Below are 16,172 nucleotides of genomic sequence, written 5' to 3'. Positions count from 1 at the left end.
AGCGACTCAAAATAGCTATTATATTTTATAGAAATTATAAAGCTCCCTATCAATGGTTCAAGTAAAGGAAACATTATCAATGCTTCTTATTTGTATTATAGCTGTAATGCTTACAAGCTGTGATAAAGAGAACGAAGTAAGGCCTGAGGCGGACAGCATGGCTGGTTTGTTTACAGAGAAACAATACAATGCTTTTTTAGAGAGAAAATCTGCATCGTTTGTCGGTAAGATAAATGGGAAACAGTTTATCTGGATGCAAGAGACTGGTTTTTCCAGAGGTATGGGGATCTACGATGCAGGACCCGTCAGACAGCGAACTCATTACTTGACTTCATCTTTAATAACTGCTCATCAAGACAAAGGATCTTTCTCCTTTTATTTTCCTCATTACAACTTCTCTTCAGCAGAAGAGCTAAAGCAGGTATATGCTGTAGGAAAGAAGGAGCTTGGTGACCAATTTGATGGTTTTCGGTTAACGATGGATATAGATGGCATAAGCTACTACACCCATAGCGCCAACCAAGCAAACATGATTGAACTTGTAAAAACCGAGGCTTTTGAGGATGTTTCCTATCGGTTTGATTCACCAGGACAAAGTACCCGCTTAGTTGATAACCAATTGCGGATGTGGTTTAGGATGAAGGCGGAACTATCTTCCTGTAGTGGTTGCACTAGCAATGAAAAGGTACAGATGAGCGGTTTGTTGATGGTAATTGTTCCAAATTATGAGGGTGAAGTAGAATAGTGAAGTGCAATAGGCTGCAAGAGCGTTAAGGATAAGTCGCAACCTGTGCCAACCGCTCTTGCATATTTACATGTATCTCCCAAAGAAGAAAAGGGAAATTCCGCAAAATTGAATAAAGCTGACTGGCTTCGCAACCAGATCACTTCCCAAGCTCTGCATCCTTTCAACTTACCCTTCCCGCAGCTACTGTTTCCCCGCCTCACCTAATAAATAACTGCCAATATTTTACATAAATACCAAATCAGCCATGCACCACCACAGGCACCTACCTCTGGAGCGGTGCGCGAGCCGATGGAATGGGGGAGAGGCGTGCGGCAACGGATGAAGGAAGAATGCAGCGGAAACAAAAGCAGGAGTAACAAGTATGTAGTTTTAAACCAATGGTTACCAGATGCTACTACGACAGGCTTACCGCATGCCCAAGGCAGGCTCTATTAAAAACTTAAAGCTGCAGCAGGAAAAACTTGAAGCACCCGGAGCAACGGAAGTATGTGTAAAAGTGTGGGCTATCGGGTTAAACTTTGCCGACGTATTCGCCATGCAGGGGCTCTACAGCGCCACACCCACCGGTTCTTTTGTTCCGGGCCTCGAGTTTTCGGGAGAGGTGATAGTGGTAGGCGAGGAGGTGCAGGATTGGAAAGTTGGCGACAAGGTAATGGGAGCCACGAAGTTTGGTGGCTATGCTTCTCATATTAACATTCATTACCGCTACGTGGTGCCGCTCCCGCCGCACTGGAATTTTGAGGAAGGGGCAGCTTTTCTGGTGCAGGGGCTTACTGCCTTTTATGCGCTTACCACACTGGGCAACCTGCAACCAGGCATGACGGTGCTAATACATAGCGCCGCCGGTGGTGTGGGTATTCTGGCAAACCGCATCTGCAAAAAGTATGACGCCTTTACAATTGGATCAGTGGGACGGCCAGATAAAGTGGCTTATTTAACAGCAGAAGAAGCCTATGATGTGGTGCTGCTGCGAGATAAAAACTTTAAGCAGCAATTGCAACAGGCCTTACAGGAGCGTCCGTTACAGCTGGTGATGGAGTGCATTGGCGGTAAAATCTTAGACATAGGGTGGAATGCTTTGGCTCCGATGGGCAGAATGGTGGTGTACGGCAATGCCAGCTTCTCCAGTCACGGCTCCCGTCCTAATTACCCTTCCTTGTTCTGGAAATTTCTAAAGCGGCCTAAAATTGATCCCTTGCGCCTGCCTACGCTGAACAAATCGCTGATGGGCTTTAACCTAATTTACCTCTACGAGCAAACTGACCTCATGCACCAACTGCTCCGCGACCTGCAGGAGCTGCAGCTAAAGCCACAACATGTCGGCCATGTATTTCCTTTTTCTGACATGCACCAGGCCATCCGCCTTTTTCAGCGAGGTGAAACTATTGGCAAGGTAGTGGTGCAGGTAGAGGATTGATGGCTTTTCAATTTTCCATTACAGAAAGGTCCCGATCTGTCCGTTCGATGGGTGATCTAAGTTCCCATCCAGATAATCTTCCAGCTTACTTCCCGATGCAGAACTTGGTAAATATATTATCAAGTAAATCATCTGTGGTAATTTCACCAGTAATCTGCCCCAGATGATGCAGAGCCCTCCGAATCTCTGCGGCTACCAGGTCGTTGCTGATGCCGAGGTCGAGGCCGGAGAGGGTGTCGTCTAAGGCTTCGTATGTTTTATTCAGGCTGTCGACGTGGCGGAGGTTCGTGACGATAGTTTGCTCGCGCGTGTTGAGTTTGCCCAAGTTCACCTTTGCTACCAGCGCCTCTTTTAGTCCGTCCATATTGGCACCTTCTGCAGCTGAGATCTGCACCAGGTTTTCTACCTCTGCAAAAGCAGCCAGCGTGGCAGGGGAGGCCTCATCTATTTTATTAGCTACGGCTAGTATCGGAAGCTTTTTAGGATTGAGTTGCTCCAGTTCCGCCTGCAGTTCTTCCGGCGTGGTGGTGGTAATGTCGAACAGGTAAATGATCAGCGACGATTGGCTGAGTTTCTGCAGGGTCCGTTCTACACCGATGGCTTCTACCTTGTCGGTAGTTTCGCGGAGACCGGCTGTGTCTATAAACCGGAAGCTGATCCCTTCGATGTTGATTTCGTCTTCAATAAAGTCGCGGGTTGTGCCGGGCACATCCGATACAATGGCTTTTTCCTCGTTCAGCAGTTTGTTGAGCAACGTAGATTTTCCGGCGTTGGGCTTGCCTACAATTACGGTAGGTACCCCGTTTTTAATCACGTTCCCCAATTCAAATGACTTTAGCAGCTCACGGATAATGCGCTGAATATTGGAAATGAGGAGGCGCAGTTGTTCCCGATCGGCAAACTCTACATCTTCCTCACCAAAATCCAGTTCCAGTTCGATCATAGAGGCGAAGTGCACCAGCTCTGCCCGCAGGCGCTTGATCTCCTGAGAAAAGCCGCCCCGCATCTGCTTCATGGCCACCTCATGCGAGAGGGCGGAGTCGGAAGAGATAAGATCGGCTACTGCCTCTGCCTGAGCCAGATCGAACTGCCCGTTCAGGAAAGCCCGTTTGGTAAACTCTCCTGCCTGCGCCAGCCTTGCGCCCTGTTTCAGAAACAGCTGCATAAGTTGCTGCACAATAAAGTCAGAACCATGACAACTCACTTCCACCACATCTTCTTTGGTATAAGAAGTAGGCGCCCTGAACAGCGATACCAGCACCTCGTCCAGTACCTTCTCTTCATCGCGTATGGTCCCGAAATGAATGGTGTGCGATGGCTGCAGCAGCAGGTCTTTGCCCCGGAACACGCGCTGCACAATAGCAATGGCTTCTGGCCCTGACAATCGGATAACAGCAATAGCGCCTACACCCGAAGCAGTGGCAACGGCTACAATGGTATCGGAAGAAGAGAAATATTGGCTCAAGGTTTATTTTGCTAGTGAAGGTGCAAATATACGCACTTTGGTAATTTATTTAGCAGGAATGGTTTACTCTGTTGTGAGTCAGAACCTTATGGATTATCGTAATGAATAGGACCTTCCGGAGGTATTTTGAGTAGATAAAGGCATTGGGTTCAGCCTGACCTCAAGTTCTTGTTGAGTGGACAGCTTACATGCGCTTCATTGTGGCTGAATCTAATAGCATAGAGATAATAGCTGACCTTACCTCCAGCTTTTCCTCACAAAAATTCAGTCTTGTACTATTATCTCCTCCACCATTCTATTTCAGAAGATCAACACTGAAGAAGTGTGGCGCTTAAGGGAACAAGAGGGGCGGAGGGTTAAGCACCTATTTTCTCTTTTTCTCATACTCGGCCCAGGATGTTTTTTTGTAGTGGTTGTCGCCGAAGAAACGGAGAATTTTAGAAAACGCAGCCGCATCGAGGTAACCAGGTACCGGCGAGAGCATTTCCATTTTCTCATTCAGGTACACAGTGGTAGGGTAGCTCATCTGGCCTTGCAACAAGGCCACCGCCAACTCATGCGATTTGTACTCTGGGTTATATTTGTAAGTGTGGCCGTTGAGGGTGATGGGCTTTTTGCTTTCTGCATCTAGCTTTACGGCATAGTAATTTTTATTAATGTAAGCCGCCACAGCCGGATCGGCAAAGGTGCCCTTGTCCATCTTTTTGCACCAGCCACACCAATCGGTATATACATCAATTACTATTTTGCGAGGCTCTTTCTGTAACTGTACAACTGCTTCTTCTATGGTTAGCCACTTAATGGTTTCAGCCAGAGAAGCAGGTGCAATGGTAGTGGTAGCCGCCGGTGCAACTACAAAAGCAGAGAGTCCTGTAAATCCGATTGCTAGCGTGAGCAGTGTCAGTAATGCAAAAGGTCTGTTTTTCATCAGGGGGTGAAATTTAATATTAAATGCTGTGTTTAGGTGCGTTTGCCAATCTAACAAAAGCGGAAGAGGTAAAAATTCCAATGCCTTATCTTAAACGGCCGGAGGCTGTGGAATAGCAGCCACAAGCGAGGTCGCTCGCACCATGATTTGATTTGTATTAACTATTTTGGTTCTTGAAAAATAACTTTAAAATTAGTGTATAGATTGTTGGCTGCTAGGCAGAAACAACTATCAATTAATAGGTGCCGGTACAATTTTGCTGCGGTTCATCCAGATACCGCGAGAAGGTGAGAACAAGAAGGCCAGCAAAAACTCCAGCCCGGTAACGGTGGCAATGGCCCCGGCAATAGATCCGTCGAGCCAGACCGCCAGAAAATATCCTAACGCCGAGGCAAGGATACCAAGCAGCACCGAGAGCACCAGCATCATTTTAAAATCGTCGGTGAGCAGGTAAGCCGTAGCAGGAGGGGCCACCAAAAAAGCCACTACCAAGATAGCGCCAACCGACTCAAACGAAGCTACTGTAGTTAGCGAAACAGCCGACATAAGTAGGTAGTACCACAGCGATGTGGAGATGCCAATAGAGGCGGCATACGCAGCATCAAAGGCGGTGAGATATAGTTCTTTATACCCCAGGTAGATAAAAAAAAGGATGACCAACGCTACGGAGCCTACCGTCCAGACAGCTCGTGGGCCTAATATCCAGCCATCTTCGCTAATCCAAAGGTCGATAGGGGTATAGGCAATTTCGCCATAAAGCACACAATCCTGGTCGAGGTCAATCTGGCCGGCAAACACCGAAATCAGGATTATGCCGATCGCAAAAAGCCAGGTAAAGGTCACGCCAATAGAGGCATCGGTCTGCACACGCGCCACCCTGTGAAAAAACTCGATCAGGAAAGTGGTGAGCACACCTAAAAGTCCGGCCCCGATGAGCATGGGTACTGAATCGCGGGAGCCAGTAACCAAAAAGGCAATGACAATGCCAGGCAGTACAGCATGCGACACAGCATCGCCTACCATGGCCATGCGCCGCAGTATCAGGTAACACCCTAAGAGGCTACAGCACATGGCTACCAAAGAGCCGGTTAGTATGATCCAGAAGGCGTTCATGGTTTAATTTTTTATGAGTGATTTAGTGAATGAGAGTATGTTATATATAGTTATACCCTTTTAACCCCGAGGCTTACTTAACATAAGAAGAGCTCTGGAAGGGGTTTTTATTAGAAGAATTAGTTTGTATAAAATGTGTTCTGTGATTCATGTTAAGTGTCTTATAAGCCATTTAGGCCAGCGTGTTCTTAAGGAATCTTGTTGTTGTGCGGGTCCAGCACAGGGTATTGTAGTTCCTGCATCAGCTTCTGTTCCAACTCCGGCGTAATAATGTGTTCAATGGTCTCAGCATCTTCGTGCACGTGGTCGGAGGCAAGTTCCAGGAACTGTGTGAGGTACAGTTCCCACAACCTGTGCAGCCGCACCACCCGCATGCCGCGCGTTTGCCCTTGCCGTGTCAATACCCAAGCGTTTTTGTTTTTTACTACATATCCTTCTCTTTTTAGCTTTCGAAGGCCTTTGTTTACTTCAGCTCTGGGAATTTGTCGCCTCTCCATAATATCGGCCACATTGCGGGAGGAGTAGTAGTCCTGGTTTGGCTCGCCAAGCTGGTACATGAGCTTGAGGAGGTTCTCCTCGAGCACCCGCGCCTTATTTCTGCGTTGCTTCCAGATGCGCGACACCCAGCCTTTCCCCGGAGCAAAAGCAAAAGAAGAAATAGCGATCATGGAAATAATGAGCACGATCCAGGGACCTGTGGGCATGGAGGGTGCGGTATATGAAATATAAGCACCCGCTAAACCCGAAAAGGCTCCCATAAGCGCAGCCAGCACCAGCATGAGCCGCAGGTTCTCTGTCCAGAAGCGGGCGGCAGCGGCCGGTGTAATGAGCATGGCGGCCATTAGAACCACGCCCACCGCCTGAATGCCCACCACCACGGCAAAAACCGTTAGGGTTGTTAGCAGCAGTTCCAGGGCCCTGACGGGGTAGCCGATGGTGCGGGCATAAGCCTCATCGAAGCAAAGCAGCATCAGTTCTTTGTAAAATACGATGGTGCAGACCAGCAGGAGCAGGGCCACTACGCTGAACACAATCAGGTCTTCACCGATGAGCGCTGCCGCATTCCCGAACAGAAACTTATCTAGGCCGCTCTGAGCAGCGTTGCCGGAATGCTGAATAGAAGTGAGAAGCAAAATGCCGATGCCAAAAAACACGGAAAGCACCAGCCCAATAGCCGTGTCTTCTTTTATGCGGGAGCGGGAGGTAATAAAGTCGATCACAATTAATGACAGCCAACCGGTAATAAAAGCCCCCAGCAAGAGCACGAGCGGGTTTTTGGTGCCGGATAGCATAAAGGCCAGGCATACGCCGGGCAGCACCGCATGCGCCACCGCATCGCCCACCAACGCTCGCTTCCGGAGCAAAGTAAAGCAACCCACCACCGCCGAACTGCTGGCCAGCAACACCGACCCTATCGTCACGTACCGGACATTGGCATCTGTAAACGAGAAGAACTCTGTAAAGTCACTCATTTGTATTTAATTGTTAAATTGCTGATGGTTAAATTGTTATTATTATCAGCGTCAGTAAAAACTACTGAAATGGCACGAGCCCTATATGAACCTCAATTTTTCTAATGAAAATAGCCTTCCTGAGGATTTTGGGCTTTAGAGGCTCAAGGGTCTTTAATCAAAATTTTTACTTTAGAATTTTGAAGTTGGCGAAGCTAAGCTTCCCTGGAAGGGAACTCCTGTTTCCGCAGCAGGTCGCCTACTTTGGACAGCACCGTTAGTTTACCGCCATAGGTTTTTTCCAGCATCTCCTGGGTCAGCACCTGCTCGGTGGGCCCGGAAGCCACCAGGCGCATGTTCAGTAAAATAACCCAGTTAAAATATGCTGCAGCCGACTGCAGGTCGTGGTGCACCACCACTACCGTTTTGCCTTCGTCGCGCATGTGGCGCAGCAGCTCAATAATGGCTGTCTCAGTGGCAATGTCTACGCCGGCAAAAGGCTCGTCCATAAAATAGATGTCGGCATTCTGGGCCAGCGCGCGGGCCAGGAAAACACGCTGCTGCTGCCCACCCGAAAGTTGCGAAATCTGGCGGTTGGTAAAGGCTTGCATGCCTACTTTTTCCAAAGCTTCCATGGCTGCATCTTTGTCGGCGCGGCGGGGCCTGTTAAAAAAGCCAAGTTTGCCATAGCGCCCCATCAGCACTACATCAAACACAGAGGCCGGAAAATCCCAATCTACTGATTCGCGTTGCGGCACGTAACTGATGCGCTTGCGAACCTCCTTTATCGGCTGGTCAAAAATTCTGATGTAACCGCTGCTGGCTGGGAGCAAGCCCATAATGGCCTTAATAAGCGTAGACTTTCCAGCTCCATTCGGCCCGATAACTCCCACCAGGGCACCGGCAGGCAAGGTCAGGTCTACTCCCCACAAAACAGGTTTCCGATCATAACTTACAGTTAGGTCGTGCACCTCTACTACCGGATTTTCTACTTGAAGTATCATACTATACTTATTTCATTTTAAAGCAGATGTAATTGTTGTAACGTTGTAGCGAACCATGCCTTCGTATGTTCCTTCGGGTGTGTCATCTGCACCCAGGGCATCGGAGAAGAGTGTGCCGCCAATTTTTACCTCGTGCCCTTTTTGCCGCACGCCTGCCATTACTGCTTCTATGGCCTTTGGCGAAACGGAAGACTCTACAAACACGGCTTTAATTTTATTAGCTGCTATAAAGTTTACCAGCGACGACACATCCTGCAGTCCAAACTCCGAAACGGTGGAGATGCCTTGCAGGCCGCGAACTTGTATGCCATAGGCATCGCCAAAGTAGCCAAAAGCATCGTGTGCCGTAATAAGGATGCGCTGCTGCTCCGGTATAGAACTGATGGTGGCACGGGCAAACTGGTGCAGGTTGGCGAGCTGTTGCAGGTAGGCAGCGGTATTTTGCTGGTACTGCGCGGCATGAGCAGGGTCCTTCTGCTGCAGCTGCTCGCTCAGGTACTGCACCACCTTTTGCCAGAGCGCCACATCAAACCAGATGTGCGGGTCATAGCTCCCCGGAAAGTCGGAGGAAGACCGCATGTCGGCAGGTTGGAGGCCATCGGCAGCAGCTACTACACTTTTAAACCGGCTCAGCCTTTCGAGCACTTCGCCCATTTTTCCTTCCAGGTGCAGCCCGTTGTAAATAATCACGTGCGCCTCGGTCACCGACTCCAGGTCACCCTGTGTTGCCTTGTAGAGGTGCGGGTCCACACCAGATCCCATAATAGCTTCCACATCGGCGTGGTCGCCTACAATATGCTGCACAGCATCTTTTAAAATGCCTGTGGTGGTTACTACCCTGAGCCGCTCTCCGGCAGGAATCTGGCCCCGGGTATCTACCTGTTTGCAACCTGGAAGCCAGGAAGCACAAAAAAGCAGCATACACAGCAGGAGATAGAATTTCATCATAAAATAGCTCAGGCCGATAAAAATATGTTTTTGGTTACCTCCCCAGATACCACGGTGTTTCTTTGGTTATCTATATTGATTTCCAGTGAATTGTCGTAAGGAACCCGATCCAGTACTTTAATTTTAACGCCGAGCCTAATGCCCATTTTGTCGAGGTATTGCAGGAACAGTGGTTGCGAAGCATTCACACCTACCACAATGCCCGCTTCGTTCAGGTCCATCTCGGCCAGCAGCTTCTGCGCCTTTGGATTTATCTCGCCTGTTTCAGAAGGAATAGGGTCTCCGTGCGGATCGAACTTGGGGTGGCCCAGAAATTCGTCGAGGCGCTTCACCAGCAGGTCGGAGGTAATGTGCTCCAGTTCCTCTGCCACCTCGTGTACCTCGTCCCAGTTAAATTTCAGTTTCTCTACCAGGAACACTTCCCAGAGCCGGTGCTTGCGGATAATCTGCAGGGCAATCTGGTTTCCGGATTCGGTAAGCGACACACCTTTGTACTTGATATAGTTGACTACGCCTTTTGCGCTCAACTTCCGGAGCATATCGGTAACAGAGGCTGCTTTGGTATCCAGAACATCCGCAATGGCATTTGTGTTTACATCCGCTAACCCGCTCTCCGACAGTTTGTAAATGGCTTTAATATAATTTTCTTCTGTAAAGCTATGCATTCGTAATGTGATAATGTTTTAATGTGCTGATGTGCTAATAAGTAAGGTATGTTGATTTATTGTTTTAATGTGCTGATGTAAAAATTAAATAATGTTTTTTATGACCTTGATATTTGGTGTAAAGAATATATGGGTAAGCTTTTCTTGACCAAAGTCCAACCCACATATTAAAAATTAGCACATCAGCACATTAAAACATTAGCACATTAAAATCTACCACCTGATTAAAGCGGAGGCCCAGGTAAAGCCGCTGCCGAAGGCTGCCAGGCATACGAGGTCGCCCTCTTTTATTTTTCCTTGTTCTACTGCCTCGCTGAGGGCAATAGGTACGGAGGCGGCTGTGGTGTTGCCGTATTTATGGATGTTGCTGAATACCTTTTCTGCAGGCAGCCCCATCTTCTGCTGAATGTAAGACGTGATGCGTAGGTTAGCCTGGTGCGGTATAAGCATATCAATATCAGATGGTTGATAATTGTTTGCCTGAAGAGCTTCTTCAATAACCTCAGGAAAGCGGGTAACGGCATGTTTAAACACGGTGTTGCCGTTCATAACCGGGAATACGGTTCCTTCGTCGAGCATCTCGTGGGTCAGGCGCTCCTTTTTGTTGCTGCCTGGGTCCAGCACGGCCAGCTCCTCCGCAAACTCACCATCGGCGTGCAAGTGCGTTGACAGAATGCCTTTGTCGTTGCTCTCGGCATGGGTAAGCACGGCAGCACCGGCACCATCGCCAAATATAACCGACACATTGCGGCCACGAGTCGAGAAATCGAGCCCGCTGGAATGGATTTCAGAACCTACCACCAATACGTTGTTGTACATGCCCGTTTTAATAAACTGATCCGCCACCGACAAGGCATAAATAAAACCAGAGCACTGGTTCCGAACATCGAGTGCCGGAATTTCTTTGATGCCCAGTTCCCGCTGCAACAGTACACCAGAGCCCGGAAAAACATAATCTGGACTAAGGGTGGCAAACACAATCATGTCCAGATCCGAGGCTTCCACTCCAGCCATTTTAAGGGCTTTTCTGGCAGCGTTGGCACCCATATTGGCTGTAGTGTCCACGCCCTCCTGAAAATAGTGGCGTTCCAGAATACCAGTCCGCTCCCTGATCCATTCATCGGTAGTATCCATCAGTTTCTCCAGGTCTTTGTTCGTAACTACCTTTTCCGGTACATAATGACCTACTCCTGAAATCTTAGAATTGCGCATAGTCATAGTTTTGATTGTGTCGAATATACAAAATTTTTTAATTAATTTAGACTAATCTAAAAATAATTTTCTGACAATTAGTTTTTATAGATTCTTAATGACTGCCAGCAACTTCTGCTCTTCGGAATGCCAGAAGATGCCAGGAGGTATTCCTTTACGATAAAATTGCTGCCCTTGTAGCTTGTTTTGAATGTCGGTGGTACTAAATATTCTGAAATCGATGCTAATGCCAGCTTCTGCTGCTGCTATTATGGGTTCCCAGTTAGGATTCTTTTGTATGATTACGGGCAAGGCATACGCCATATACTCATATAGTTTGGTTGGGATGCAGGAAAAAGTGCTGGCGTTGGGCAGGTAAGGGAGTAGACCCACATCGCTGCGCTGTACCTGCTCCAGAATCTGCTGGTGCGGCACCAGGCTGTCTCCCCCCATCAGGGTTATGAAGGGTTTGTTCCTGATCTGCTCCCTGAGCCTTGCAAGTGTGGCTGCCTGGGCACAGTAGCCTATTATCGTCAGGGTAGTGCCTGCGTCTACTACATGCAATGCCGTTGCCAGTGCCACTGCTTCAAAAATGCCATACAGGTCGGCAATGGTGCCGGAGTAGAGCAGCCGGAGAGGATGCTGGGAAGGCACCTGTCGCGGTGTTGCTGGCAAGGCATAGGTGGGAGAAGGTTTGTATTTATTTTCGATCAGAGTTGCTTTGTGTTTCAGGAAGGGAAGCTCCCGCAAGTAAGCCCGCTCTGCTACCAGGAAGTGCGCTACATTGGGTGCCAGTACCTGCTCTGTGCCGCGTACCGCACCGGCCATCAGCTGCTTGAGAAGGGGGGGATAATTCTGCTGCGCTTTTAGGTTGAGTGCATAGTTCTCCTGTATGTCGTACACCAGCTGGCAGTGGTGTTGCTGGCAGTAGGTCCAGCTAACCATCAGTAATTCATGGGTGCTGCATATAAGTACATGAGGCTTTACTTGAAGTAGAAGCTTGTAGAAGCTTAGCTGTGCCGCCACCCTCCCAAGGCTTAATCTGCGGAAACGAAAGAGTGGATGAAAGGTAATATTAACTGGCGCATCTGCCGGAAGCGGTGCTCTATAGCCGGCCAGGTGAACTATTGCGCCAGGCAGTTGGCTAAGTGAGAGCGCCATCTTTTCATATAAGCGCGTGTCGTTTACAGGCTTCAGCAGCGAAGCAATTAATATTCTCTTTTCAGACATCGGCTAAATTTAATACTTTTACGCAGTAAGAATAACAACATTAAAATGGAACATAGAGACATTATTGAAAAGGCTTGGGAAGACCGGTCTTTGTTAAAGGAAAATGAAACAAAGGAAGCTATCCGGGCTGTTATCGAAGAGCTTGACAAAGGGCGCATCAGGGTAGCAGAGCCAAACGGTGATGAATGGCAGGTAAACGAGTGGGTGAAGAAAGCCGTGCTCCTTTACTTCCCGATACAGTCGATGAACACGATTGAGGTTGGTCCGTTTGAGTTTCATGATAAAATAGGTCTGAAGCAGGATTACGCCGGACTTGGTGTGCGCGTAGTGCCTCATGCTGTGGCACGCTATGGTGCTTTTCTGGCAAGAGGTGTGGTGATGATGCCTTCTTATGTAAACATCGGCGCTTATGTAGGCGAAGGAACTATGGTAGACACCTGGGCTACGGTAGGTAGCTGTGCGCAGGTTGGTAAAAATGTGCACCTGAGTGGGGGTGTTGGATTAGGCGGTGTGCTGGAACCTGTGCAGGCTGCTCCTGTTATAATAGAAGACGGGGCTTTTGTAGGTTCTCGTAGTATTTTGGTAGAAGGCTGCCGCATTGGCAAAGAAGCCGTGATTGGTGCTGGCGTAACGATAACAGGTAGCTCCCGCATTATCGACGTAACTGGAACGGAGCAGAAAGAGTACAGAGGGTATGTGCCTCCTCGCTCTGTGGTTATTCCGGGTTCATATACCAAAAAATTCCCGGCCGGCGATTTCCAGGTGCCTTGCGCCCTGATTATCGGTCAGCGTAAAGAAAGCACTGATCTGAAGACTTCGCTGAATGATGTGCTCCGTGATCATGCGGTAGCTGTTTAAGGTTGTAGTCGGATTTCTATAGCTTTCTTGAGTGGGAGCTATAGTGGCCTTATAACTTTTTAATTACTTCCTTGTCATCCTGAAAGGATCTTGTGAGCGAGATACTAAAGCTTTGGCTACTGGTGGTGCTATTGGAGTCTAAGTTCGCATAGCAACTGCTCCTGCTGTGACTTTGGAGTAAAGCTGTTTCATAGCTGGCTTTTTGGTTCTTTTTGTCTTGATACAAAAAGAACCAAAAAAATCAAGATGCTCCAAATCGAGGGGCCCTACCCCCACTCGCTGAACGCTCAGACAGTGGAGCCTCAATAGGTGCACCTGGCAAGCATATTCGCTCTGTAGCTTACTGCCGCAATACCTTAATTATGTGTAGCAGCTATTGAGCTATTTAGAGTTTGAAGTTAAAACAAAACGCCGCTGCCTGTATTGGGCAGCGGCGTTTTGTTTTTGGGCGGTTTCATTGAAAGTGTCTGTCCGCAGCAATTTTTGCCCAAAAAACCTCTGGAAGGAATTTTTCATTAGGATAATTTCCGTGCGGAAGATGGATACTTTGTAGGTAAATAGCTTCGCTAGTGAATTATTCTAATGATTTTGACCTTCCGGAGGCTATTAAGCTCTTTTAAGTCTTAGAGTAACTTAATTTAAGGCTTGTTTTATTTTTTAAATCTATCAGCTACTATCAGGTCTTTGGTGCCATGACCCCAGGCATAGAAGCCTTGGCCTGATTTTGCACCTTTGTGCCCGGCCTGCACCATGTTCACGAGCAGGGGGCAGGGGGCATATTTGGGGTTGCCGAAACCATCGTGCAGCACTCGCAGGATCGAAAGGCAAACATCCAGCCCGATAAAGTCTGCCAGCTGCAGCGGCCCCATTGGGTGAGCCATACCAAGTTTCATGATAGTGTCTATCTCTTCTACGCCTGCTACGCCTTCGTAGAGCGCGTAGATGGCCTCATTAATCATGGGCATCAGAATGCGGTTGGCAACAAAGCCAGGGTAATCCTGGCAAGAGGTGGGTACTTTGCCTAGCAGGCGGGAGAGGTCTTCGATAGTTGTGGTAACGGCATCGGAAGTGGAGTAGCCCCTGATGATCTCTACCAGCTTCATGACCGGCACCGGGTTCATAAAGTGCATGCCTATTACTTTGTCTGGCCGATTGGTAACCGAAGCAATTTTGGTAATGGAAATAGAGGAGGTGTTACTTGCTAATATAGCCGATGGTTTGGCAAGATCAGAAAGCTGCGAAAAGATTTTCAGTTTAAGCGCTTCGTTTTCGGTGGCAGCCTCCACCACTAGGTCAGCCTCTCTTACACCTTCTTCCATGCTGGTCAGGGTCGTGATGTTCTTCAAGGTTTCTTCTTTTTGCATTTCGGATAAGGTGCCTTTTGTCACCATTCGGTCTAGGTTGCGGGAAATGGCGCTGAGACCTTTACCCAAAGCTTCCTCTGAAATATCTATGAGCGAAACAACAAAGCCATGCTGGGCAAAAATATGCGCGATACCATTACCCATAGTACCGGAACCAATAACTGCGACTTTTTTCATACATGTAGTTTAGAGATGGAGACTTATTTATGCTGCTTATTACAAAACTAAAATTTTTAAGCCTTATAACTAAGTATATAAGTTTATTGTGGATATAGTGCAATACGAGGGAGTGCTAAAAGAAAAACATGTACTTGCTTTGCAATGTAGCCTTAAAGAAAAGATTTAAAAATTGTGCTGGCTAACTTAAAAAAATTATTGGGCTTTATTTATTTGATTTACAGTGTTTAAATAAAAATAATAAAGCATTTAACAGGTTCTAGAGAAGTAAAATTAGCCTTTAATTACAAAAAAAATAGTTCTATATAAATCTTTTGAAATATATATCCGTAGAAACCATAAAACCAAAAAGTACAACTGGTGCGGCTAATAAGTTGACAAGGATTCCGGAAGGAAATCTTTCAGCGCACAGTAGTAGTATTTAGTTGTACATAAACCAAACTAAAGATTTAAAAACTTAACACTATGGGAAATTTATTGTATTTAATAGCAGTTGTTTTAGTTATTTTCTGGTTAATTGGATTCCTTGGCTTCCCTGATGCCGTAGGTGGTATTATTCATATTCTGCTTGTTATTGCTGTTATCGCTGTTGTATTGCGGTTGATACGGGGAGTTTAACTTCTACAAGCAATTCACGTTAAGAGAAGGAAACGTAATTCGTCAAATTAAACTAACAAAACTATGGGAAATTTATTGTATATAATAGCTGTAGTCCTCGTGATTTTCTGGCTGATAGGATTCCTCGGATTTCCTGATGCTGTTGGAGGATTGATTCACATCTTGCTTGTTATTGCTGTTATTGTGGTGCTGCTGCGCCTGATAAGAGGCTGATAAGCTTATATAAGTTAAAAAGGGCTGCCATAGCAATATGGCAGCCCTTTTTTGTTTGTACTTTATACAAGTTATCAGTCGCTTATCTTCTAAATGGAATATTTAGTCCGAATCTGATGATGGGGTTTCGGTAGGGAGTATAAAGGCTATTGCTCAGGTTATAGAGCACATACAAATCGGCGGTAGCGCGGCCACCCATGCTTTGCCTGTAGCCTAGACCTACCATAGGGGTAGCCTCTATGCGGTTATTCCGGTATACCTGGCCACTATTTGGGTTTGTCTCGGCATACTGCATTCGCAGCACCTCGTACTCACCGTGTGCCAGTATTCTGCCGCCTAAGTTGATATTCTCCAGGTTCAGGAGCTCCTGCTGCGCAAAAAACTTGGTTCCGTAGCTTTGTAAAGTTACAGCTCCTCTATGGCCGGTCCTAAGGTCATATGTCCGCACGCGCTGGTACTGGTATATGAAGCCGGTGCCAAACCAGAACTTTTCAGTAGCCATGTAACCCAATATCGGCGAAACGGAAATATTCGTTACCGTTCCGAACTGCAGCCCAAAGCTGCCGCCGGTGTATAGCCTGTCCATGAGAGTAGGGCGCTCCTCTGTCTGTTGCATAGGCTGGCGCGGCATCGGTTGCTGACCAGGAGGAGGACCTTTGGGTAGCGTTGGTTTTACATAAGAAGTATCAGATTCAGTCTGGGCAAGGGCCGGAGCGGCCGAAAACATGCACAGCAAGGCTGCTACCATACAAGTAGCCGGCAGGTTTTTGAACATATATCTA

General features: G+C 47.6%; 16 protein-coding genes. 5 read left to right on the top strand and 11 right to left on the bottom strand.

Annotated elements, in window-relative coordinates; translation table 11 throughout:
- Nucleotides 1-52: 52 nt before the first annotated feature.
- Both ACMA1I_RS04340 and ACMA1I_RS04335 read left to right on the top strand, forming a co-directional pair.
- Nucleotides 53-745 carry a hypothetical protein gene (locus tag ACMA1I_RS04340; protein WP_337067060.1) on the top strand — a complete coding sequence of 231 codons (693 nt, stop codon included), beginning with the start codon at nucleotides 53-55 and terminating at the stop codon, nucleotides 743-745.
- Nucleotides 746-1,136: 391 nt separating this feature from the next.
- On the top strand, nucleotides 1,137-2,165 hold the full coding sequence (locus ACMA1I_RS04335; protein WP_337067059.1) for an alcohol dehydrogenase catalytic domain-containing protein: 1,029 nt from the start codon (nucleotides 1,137-1,139) through the stop codon (nucleotides 2,163-2,165).
- Between the two features lie 85 nt (nucleotides 2,166-2,250).
- Here the strand turns inward: ACMA1I_RS04335 and mnmE are convergent, their stop codons facing one another.
- The 9 genes from mnmE to ACMA1I_RS04290 all read right to left on the bottom strand — a co-directional run bounded on the left by mnmE (nucleotide 2,251) and on the right by ACMA1I_RS04290 (nucleotide 12,160).
- On the bottom strand, nucleotides 2,251-3,630 hold the full coding sequence (gene mnmE, locus ACMA1I_RS04330) for a tRNA uridine-5-carboxymethylaminomethyl(34) synthesis GTPase MnmE (protein ID WP_337067058.1): 1,380 nt from the start codon (nucleotides 3,628-3,630) through the stop codon (nucleotides 2,251-2,253).
- Nucleotides 3,631-3,994: 364 nt separating this feature from the next.
- A complete protein-coding gene (locus ACMA1I_RS04325; protein WP_337067057.1) occupies nucleotides 3,995-4,558 on the bottom strand; it encodes a thioredoxin family protein in 564 nt (187 codons plus the stop codon).
- A 231-nt stretch (nucleotides 4,559-4,789) separates the two neighbouring features.
- Nucleotides 4,790-5,671 carry a metal ABC transporter permease gene (locus ACMA1I_RS04320; protein ID WP_337067056.1) on the bottom strand — a complete coding sequence of 294 codons (882 nt, stop codon included), beginning with the start codon at nucleotides 5,669-5,671 and terminating at the stop codon, nucleotides 4,790-4,792.
- A 188-nt stretch (nucleotides 5,672-5,859) separates the two neighbouring features.
- Entirely contained in the window at nucleotides 5,860-7,143 is a 1,284-nt protein-coding gene (locus ACMA1I_RS04315; protein ID WP_337067055.1) for an iron chelate uptake ABC transporter family permease subunit, read from the bottom strand.
- Between the two features lie 194 nt (nucleotides 7,144-7,337).
- On the bottom strand, nucleotides 7,338-8,126 hold the full coding sequence (locus tag ACMA1I_RS04310) for a metal ABC transporter ATP-binding protein (RefSeq protein ID WP_337067054.1): 789 nt from the start codon (nucleotides 8,124-8,126) through the stop codon (nucleotides 7,338-7,340).
- Nucleotides 8,127-8,138: 12 nt separating this feature from the next.
- Nucleotides 8,139-9,074 carry a metal ABC transporter solute-binding protein, Zn/Mn family gene (locus ACMA1I_RS04305; RefSeq protein WP_337067053.1) on the bottom strand — a complete coding sequence of 312 codons (936 nt, stop codon included), beginning with the start codon at nucleotides 9,072-9,074 and terminating at the stop codon, nucleotides 8,139-8,141.
- Nucleotides 9,075-9,082: 8 nt separating this feature from the next.
- Nucleotides 9,083-9,739, bottom strand: a complete 657-nt coding sequence (locus ACMA1I_RS04300; protein WP_337067052.1) for a metal-dependent transcriptional regulator — start codon at nucleotides 9,737-9,739, stop codon at nucleotides 9,083-9,085.
- Nucleotides 9,740-9,952: 213 nt separating this feature from the next.
- Nucleotides 9,953-10,951: a beta-ketoacyl-ACP synthase III gene (locus ACMA1I_RS04295; RefSeq protein ID WP_337067051.1), complete on the bottom strand. Its 999-nt coding sequence runs from the start codon at nucleotides 10,949-10,951 to the stop codon at nucleotides 9,953-9,955.
- An 84-nt stretch (nucleotides 10,952-11,035) separates the two neighbouring features.
- Entirely contained in the window at nucleotides 11,036-12,160 is a 1,125-nt protein-coding gene (locus ACMA1I_RS04290; RefSeq protein WP_337067050.1) for a glycosyltransferase, read from the bottom strand.
- Nucleotides 12,161-12,205: 45 nt separating this feature from the next.
- Between ACMA1I_RS04290 and ACMA1I_RS04285 the strand changes: the two genes are divergently transcribed.
- Nucleotides 12,206-13,018 (top strand): 2,3,4,5-tetrahydropyridine-2,6-dicarboxylate N-succinyltransferase, encoded by an 813-nt coding sequence (locus tag ACMA1I_RS04285; RefSeq protein WP_337067049.1) that lies wholly within the window; start codon nucleotides 12,206-12,208, stop codon nucleotides 13,016-13,018.
- 650 nt (nucleotides 13,019-13,668) lie between these two features.
- Here ACMA1I_RS04285 and ACMA1I_RS04280 read toward each other — a convergent pair.
- A complete protein-coding gene (locus ACMA1I_RS04280) occupies nucleotides 13,669-14,559 on the bottom strand; it encodes a 3-hydroxybutyryl-CoA dehydrogenase (RefSeq protein ID WP_337067048.1) in 891 nt (296 codons plus the stop codon).
- A gap of 465 nt (nucleotides 14,560-15,024) precedes the next feature.
- On the opposite strand from ACMA1I_RS04280, the gene ACMA1I_RS04275 reads away from it, so the two are divergent.
- Both ACMA1I_RS04275 and ACMA1I_RS04270 read left to right on the top strand, forming a co-directional pair.
- A complete protein-coding gene (locus ACMA1I_RS04275; RefSeq protein WP_147923694.1) occupies nucleotides 15,025-15,177 on the top strand; it encodes a lmo0937 family membrane protein in 153 nt (50 codons plus the stop codon).
- Nucleotides 15,178-15,240: 63 nt separating this feature from the next.
- Nucleotides 15,241-15,390 carry a lmo0937 family membrane protein gene (locus tag ACMA1I_RS04270; RefSeq protein WP_007660460.1) on the top strand — a complete coding sequence of 50 codons (150 nt, stop codon included), beginning with the start codon at nucleotides 15,241-15,243 and terminating at the stop codon, nucleotides 15,388-15,390.
- Nucleotides 15,391-15,472: 82 nt separating this feature from the next.
- Here the strand turns inward: ACMA1I_RS04270 and ACMA1I_RS04265 are convergent, their stop codons facing one another.
- Complete coding sequence (locus ACMA1I_RS04265; RefSeq protein ID WP_337067047.1) at nucleotides 15,473-16,165, bottom strand: hypothetical protein; 693 nt, start codon at nucleotides 16,163-16,165, stop codon at nucleotides 15,473-15,475.
- Nucleotides 16,166-16,172: the final 7 nt, after the last annotated feature.

Origin of the sequence: Pontibacter sp. 13R65 (genome assembly GCF_047525655.1) — a bacterium.
Classification (GTDB): Bacteria; Bacteroidota; Bacteroidia; order Cytophagales; family Hymenobacteraceae; genus Pontibacter.
This window is presented reverse-complemented; position numbering and strand designations above follow the sequence as displayed.

Bases quoted from the DNA above. Each gene is read 5' to 3' on its own strand.
- ACMA1I_RS04340 (WP_337067060.1), top strand. From the start codon at position 53: ATGGTTCAAGTAAAGGAAACATTATCAATGCTTCTTATTTGTATTATA.
- ACMA1I_RS04335 (WP_337067059.1), top strand. From the start codon at position 1,137: ATGCTACTACGACAGGCTTACCGCATGCCCAAGGCAGGCTCTATTAAA.
- ACMA1I_RS04325 (WP_337067057.1), bottom strand. From the start codon at position 4,558: ATGAAAAACAGACCTTTTGCATTACTGACACTGCTCACGCTAGCAATC.
- ACMA1I_RS04320 (WP_337067056.1), bottom strand. From the start codon at position 5,671: ATGAACGCCTTCTGGATCATACTAACCGGCTCTTTGGTAGCCATGTGC.
- ACMA1I_RS04315 (WP_337067055.1), bottom strand. From the start codon at position 7,143: ATGAGTGACTTTACAGAGTTCTTCTCGTTTACAGATGCCAATGTCCGG.
- ACMA1I_RS04310 (WP_337067054.1), bottom strand. From the start codon at position 8,126: ATGATACTTCAAGTAGAAAATCCGGTAGTAGAGGTGCACGACCTAACT.
- ACMA1I_RS04305 (WP_337067053.1), bottom strand. From the start codon at position 9,074: ATGATGAAATTCTATCTCCTGCTGTGTATGCTGCTTTTTTGTGCTTCC.
- ACMA1I_RS04300 (WP_337067052.1), bottom strand. From the start codon at position 9,739: ATGCATAGCTTTACAGAAGAAAATTATATTAAAGCCATTTACAAACTG.
- ACMA1I_RS04295 (WP_337067051.1), bottom strand. From the start codon at position 10,951: ATGCGCAATTCTAAGATTTCAGGAGTAGGTCATTATGTACCGGAAAAG.
- ACMA1I_RS04290 (WP_337067050.1), bottom strand. From the start codon at position 12,160: ATGTCTGAAAAGAGAATATTAATTGCTTCGCTGCTGAAGCCTGTAAAC.
- ACMA1I_RS04285 (WP_337067049.1), top strand. From the start codon at position 12,206: ATGGAACATAGAGACATTATTGAAAAGGCTTGGGAAGACCGGTCTTTG.
- ACMA1I_RS04280 (WP_337067048.1), bottom strand. From the start codon at position 14,559: ATGAAAAAAGTCGCAGTTATTGGTTCCGGTACTATGGGTAATGGTATC.
- ACMA1I_RS04275 (WP_147923694.1), top strand. From the start codon at position 15,025: ATGGGAAATTTATTGTATTTAATAGCAGTTGTTTTAGTTATTTTCTGG.
- ACMA1I_RS04270 (WP_007660460.1), top strand. From the start codon at position 15,241: ATGGGAAATTTATTGTATATAATAGCTGTAGTCCTCGTGATTTTCTGG.
- ACMA1I_RS04265 (WP_337067047.1), bottom strand. From the start codon at position 16,165: ATGTTCAAAAACCTGCCGGCTACTTGTATGGTAGCAGCCTTGCTGTGC.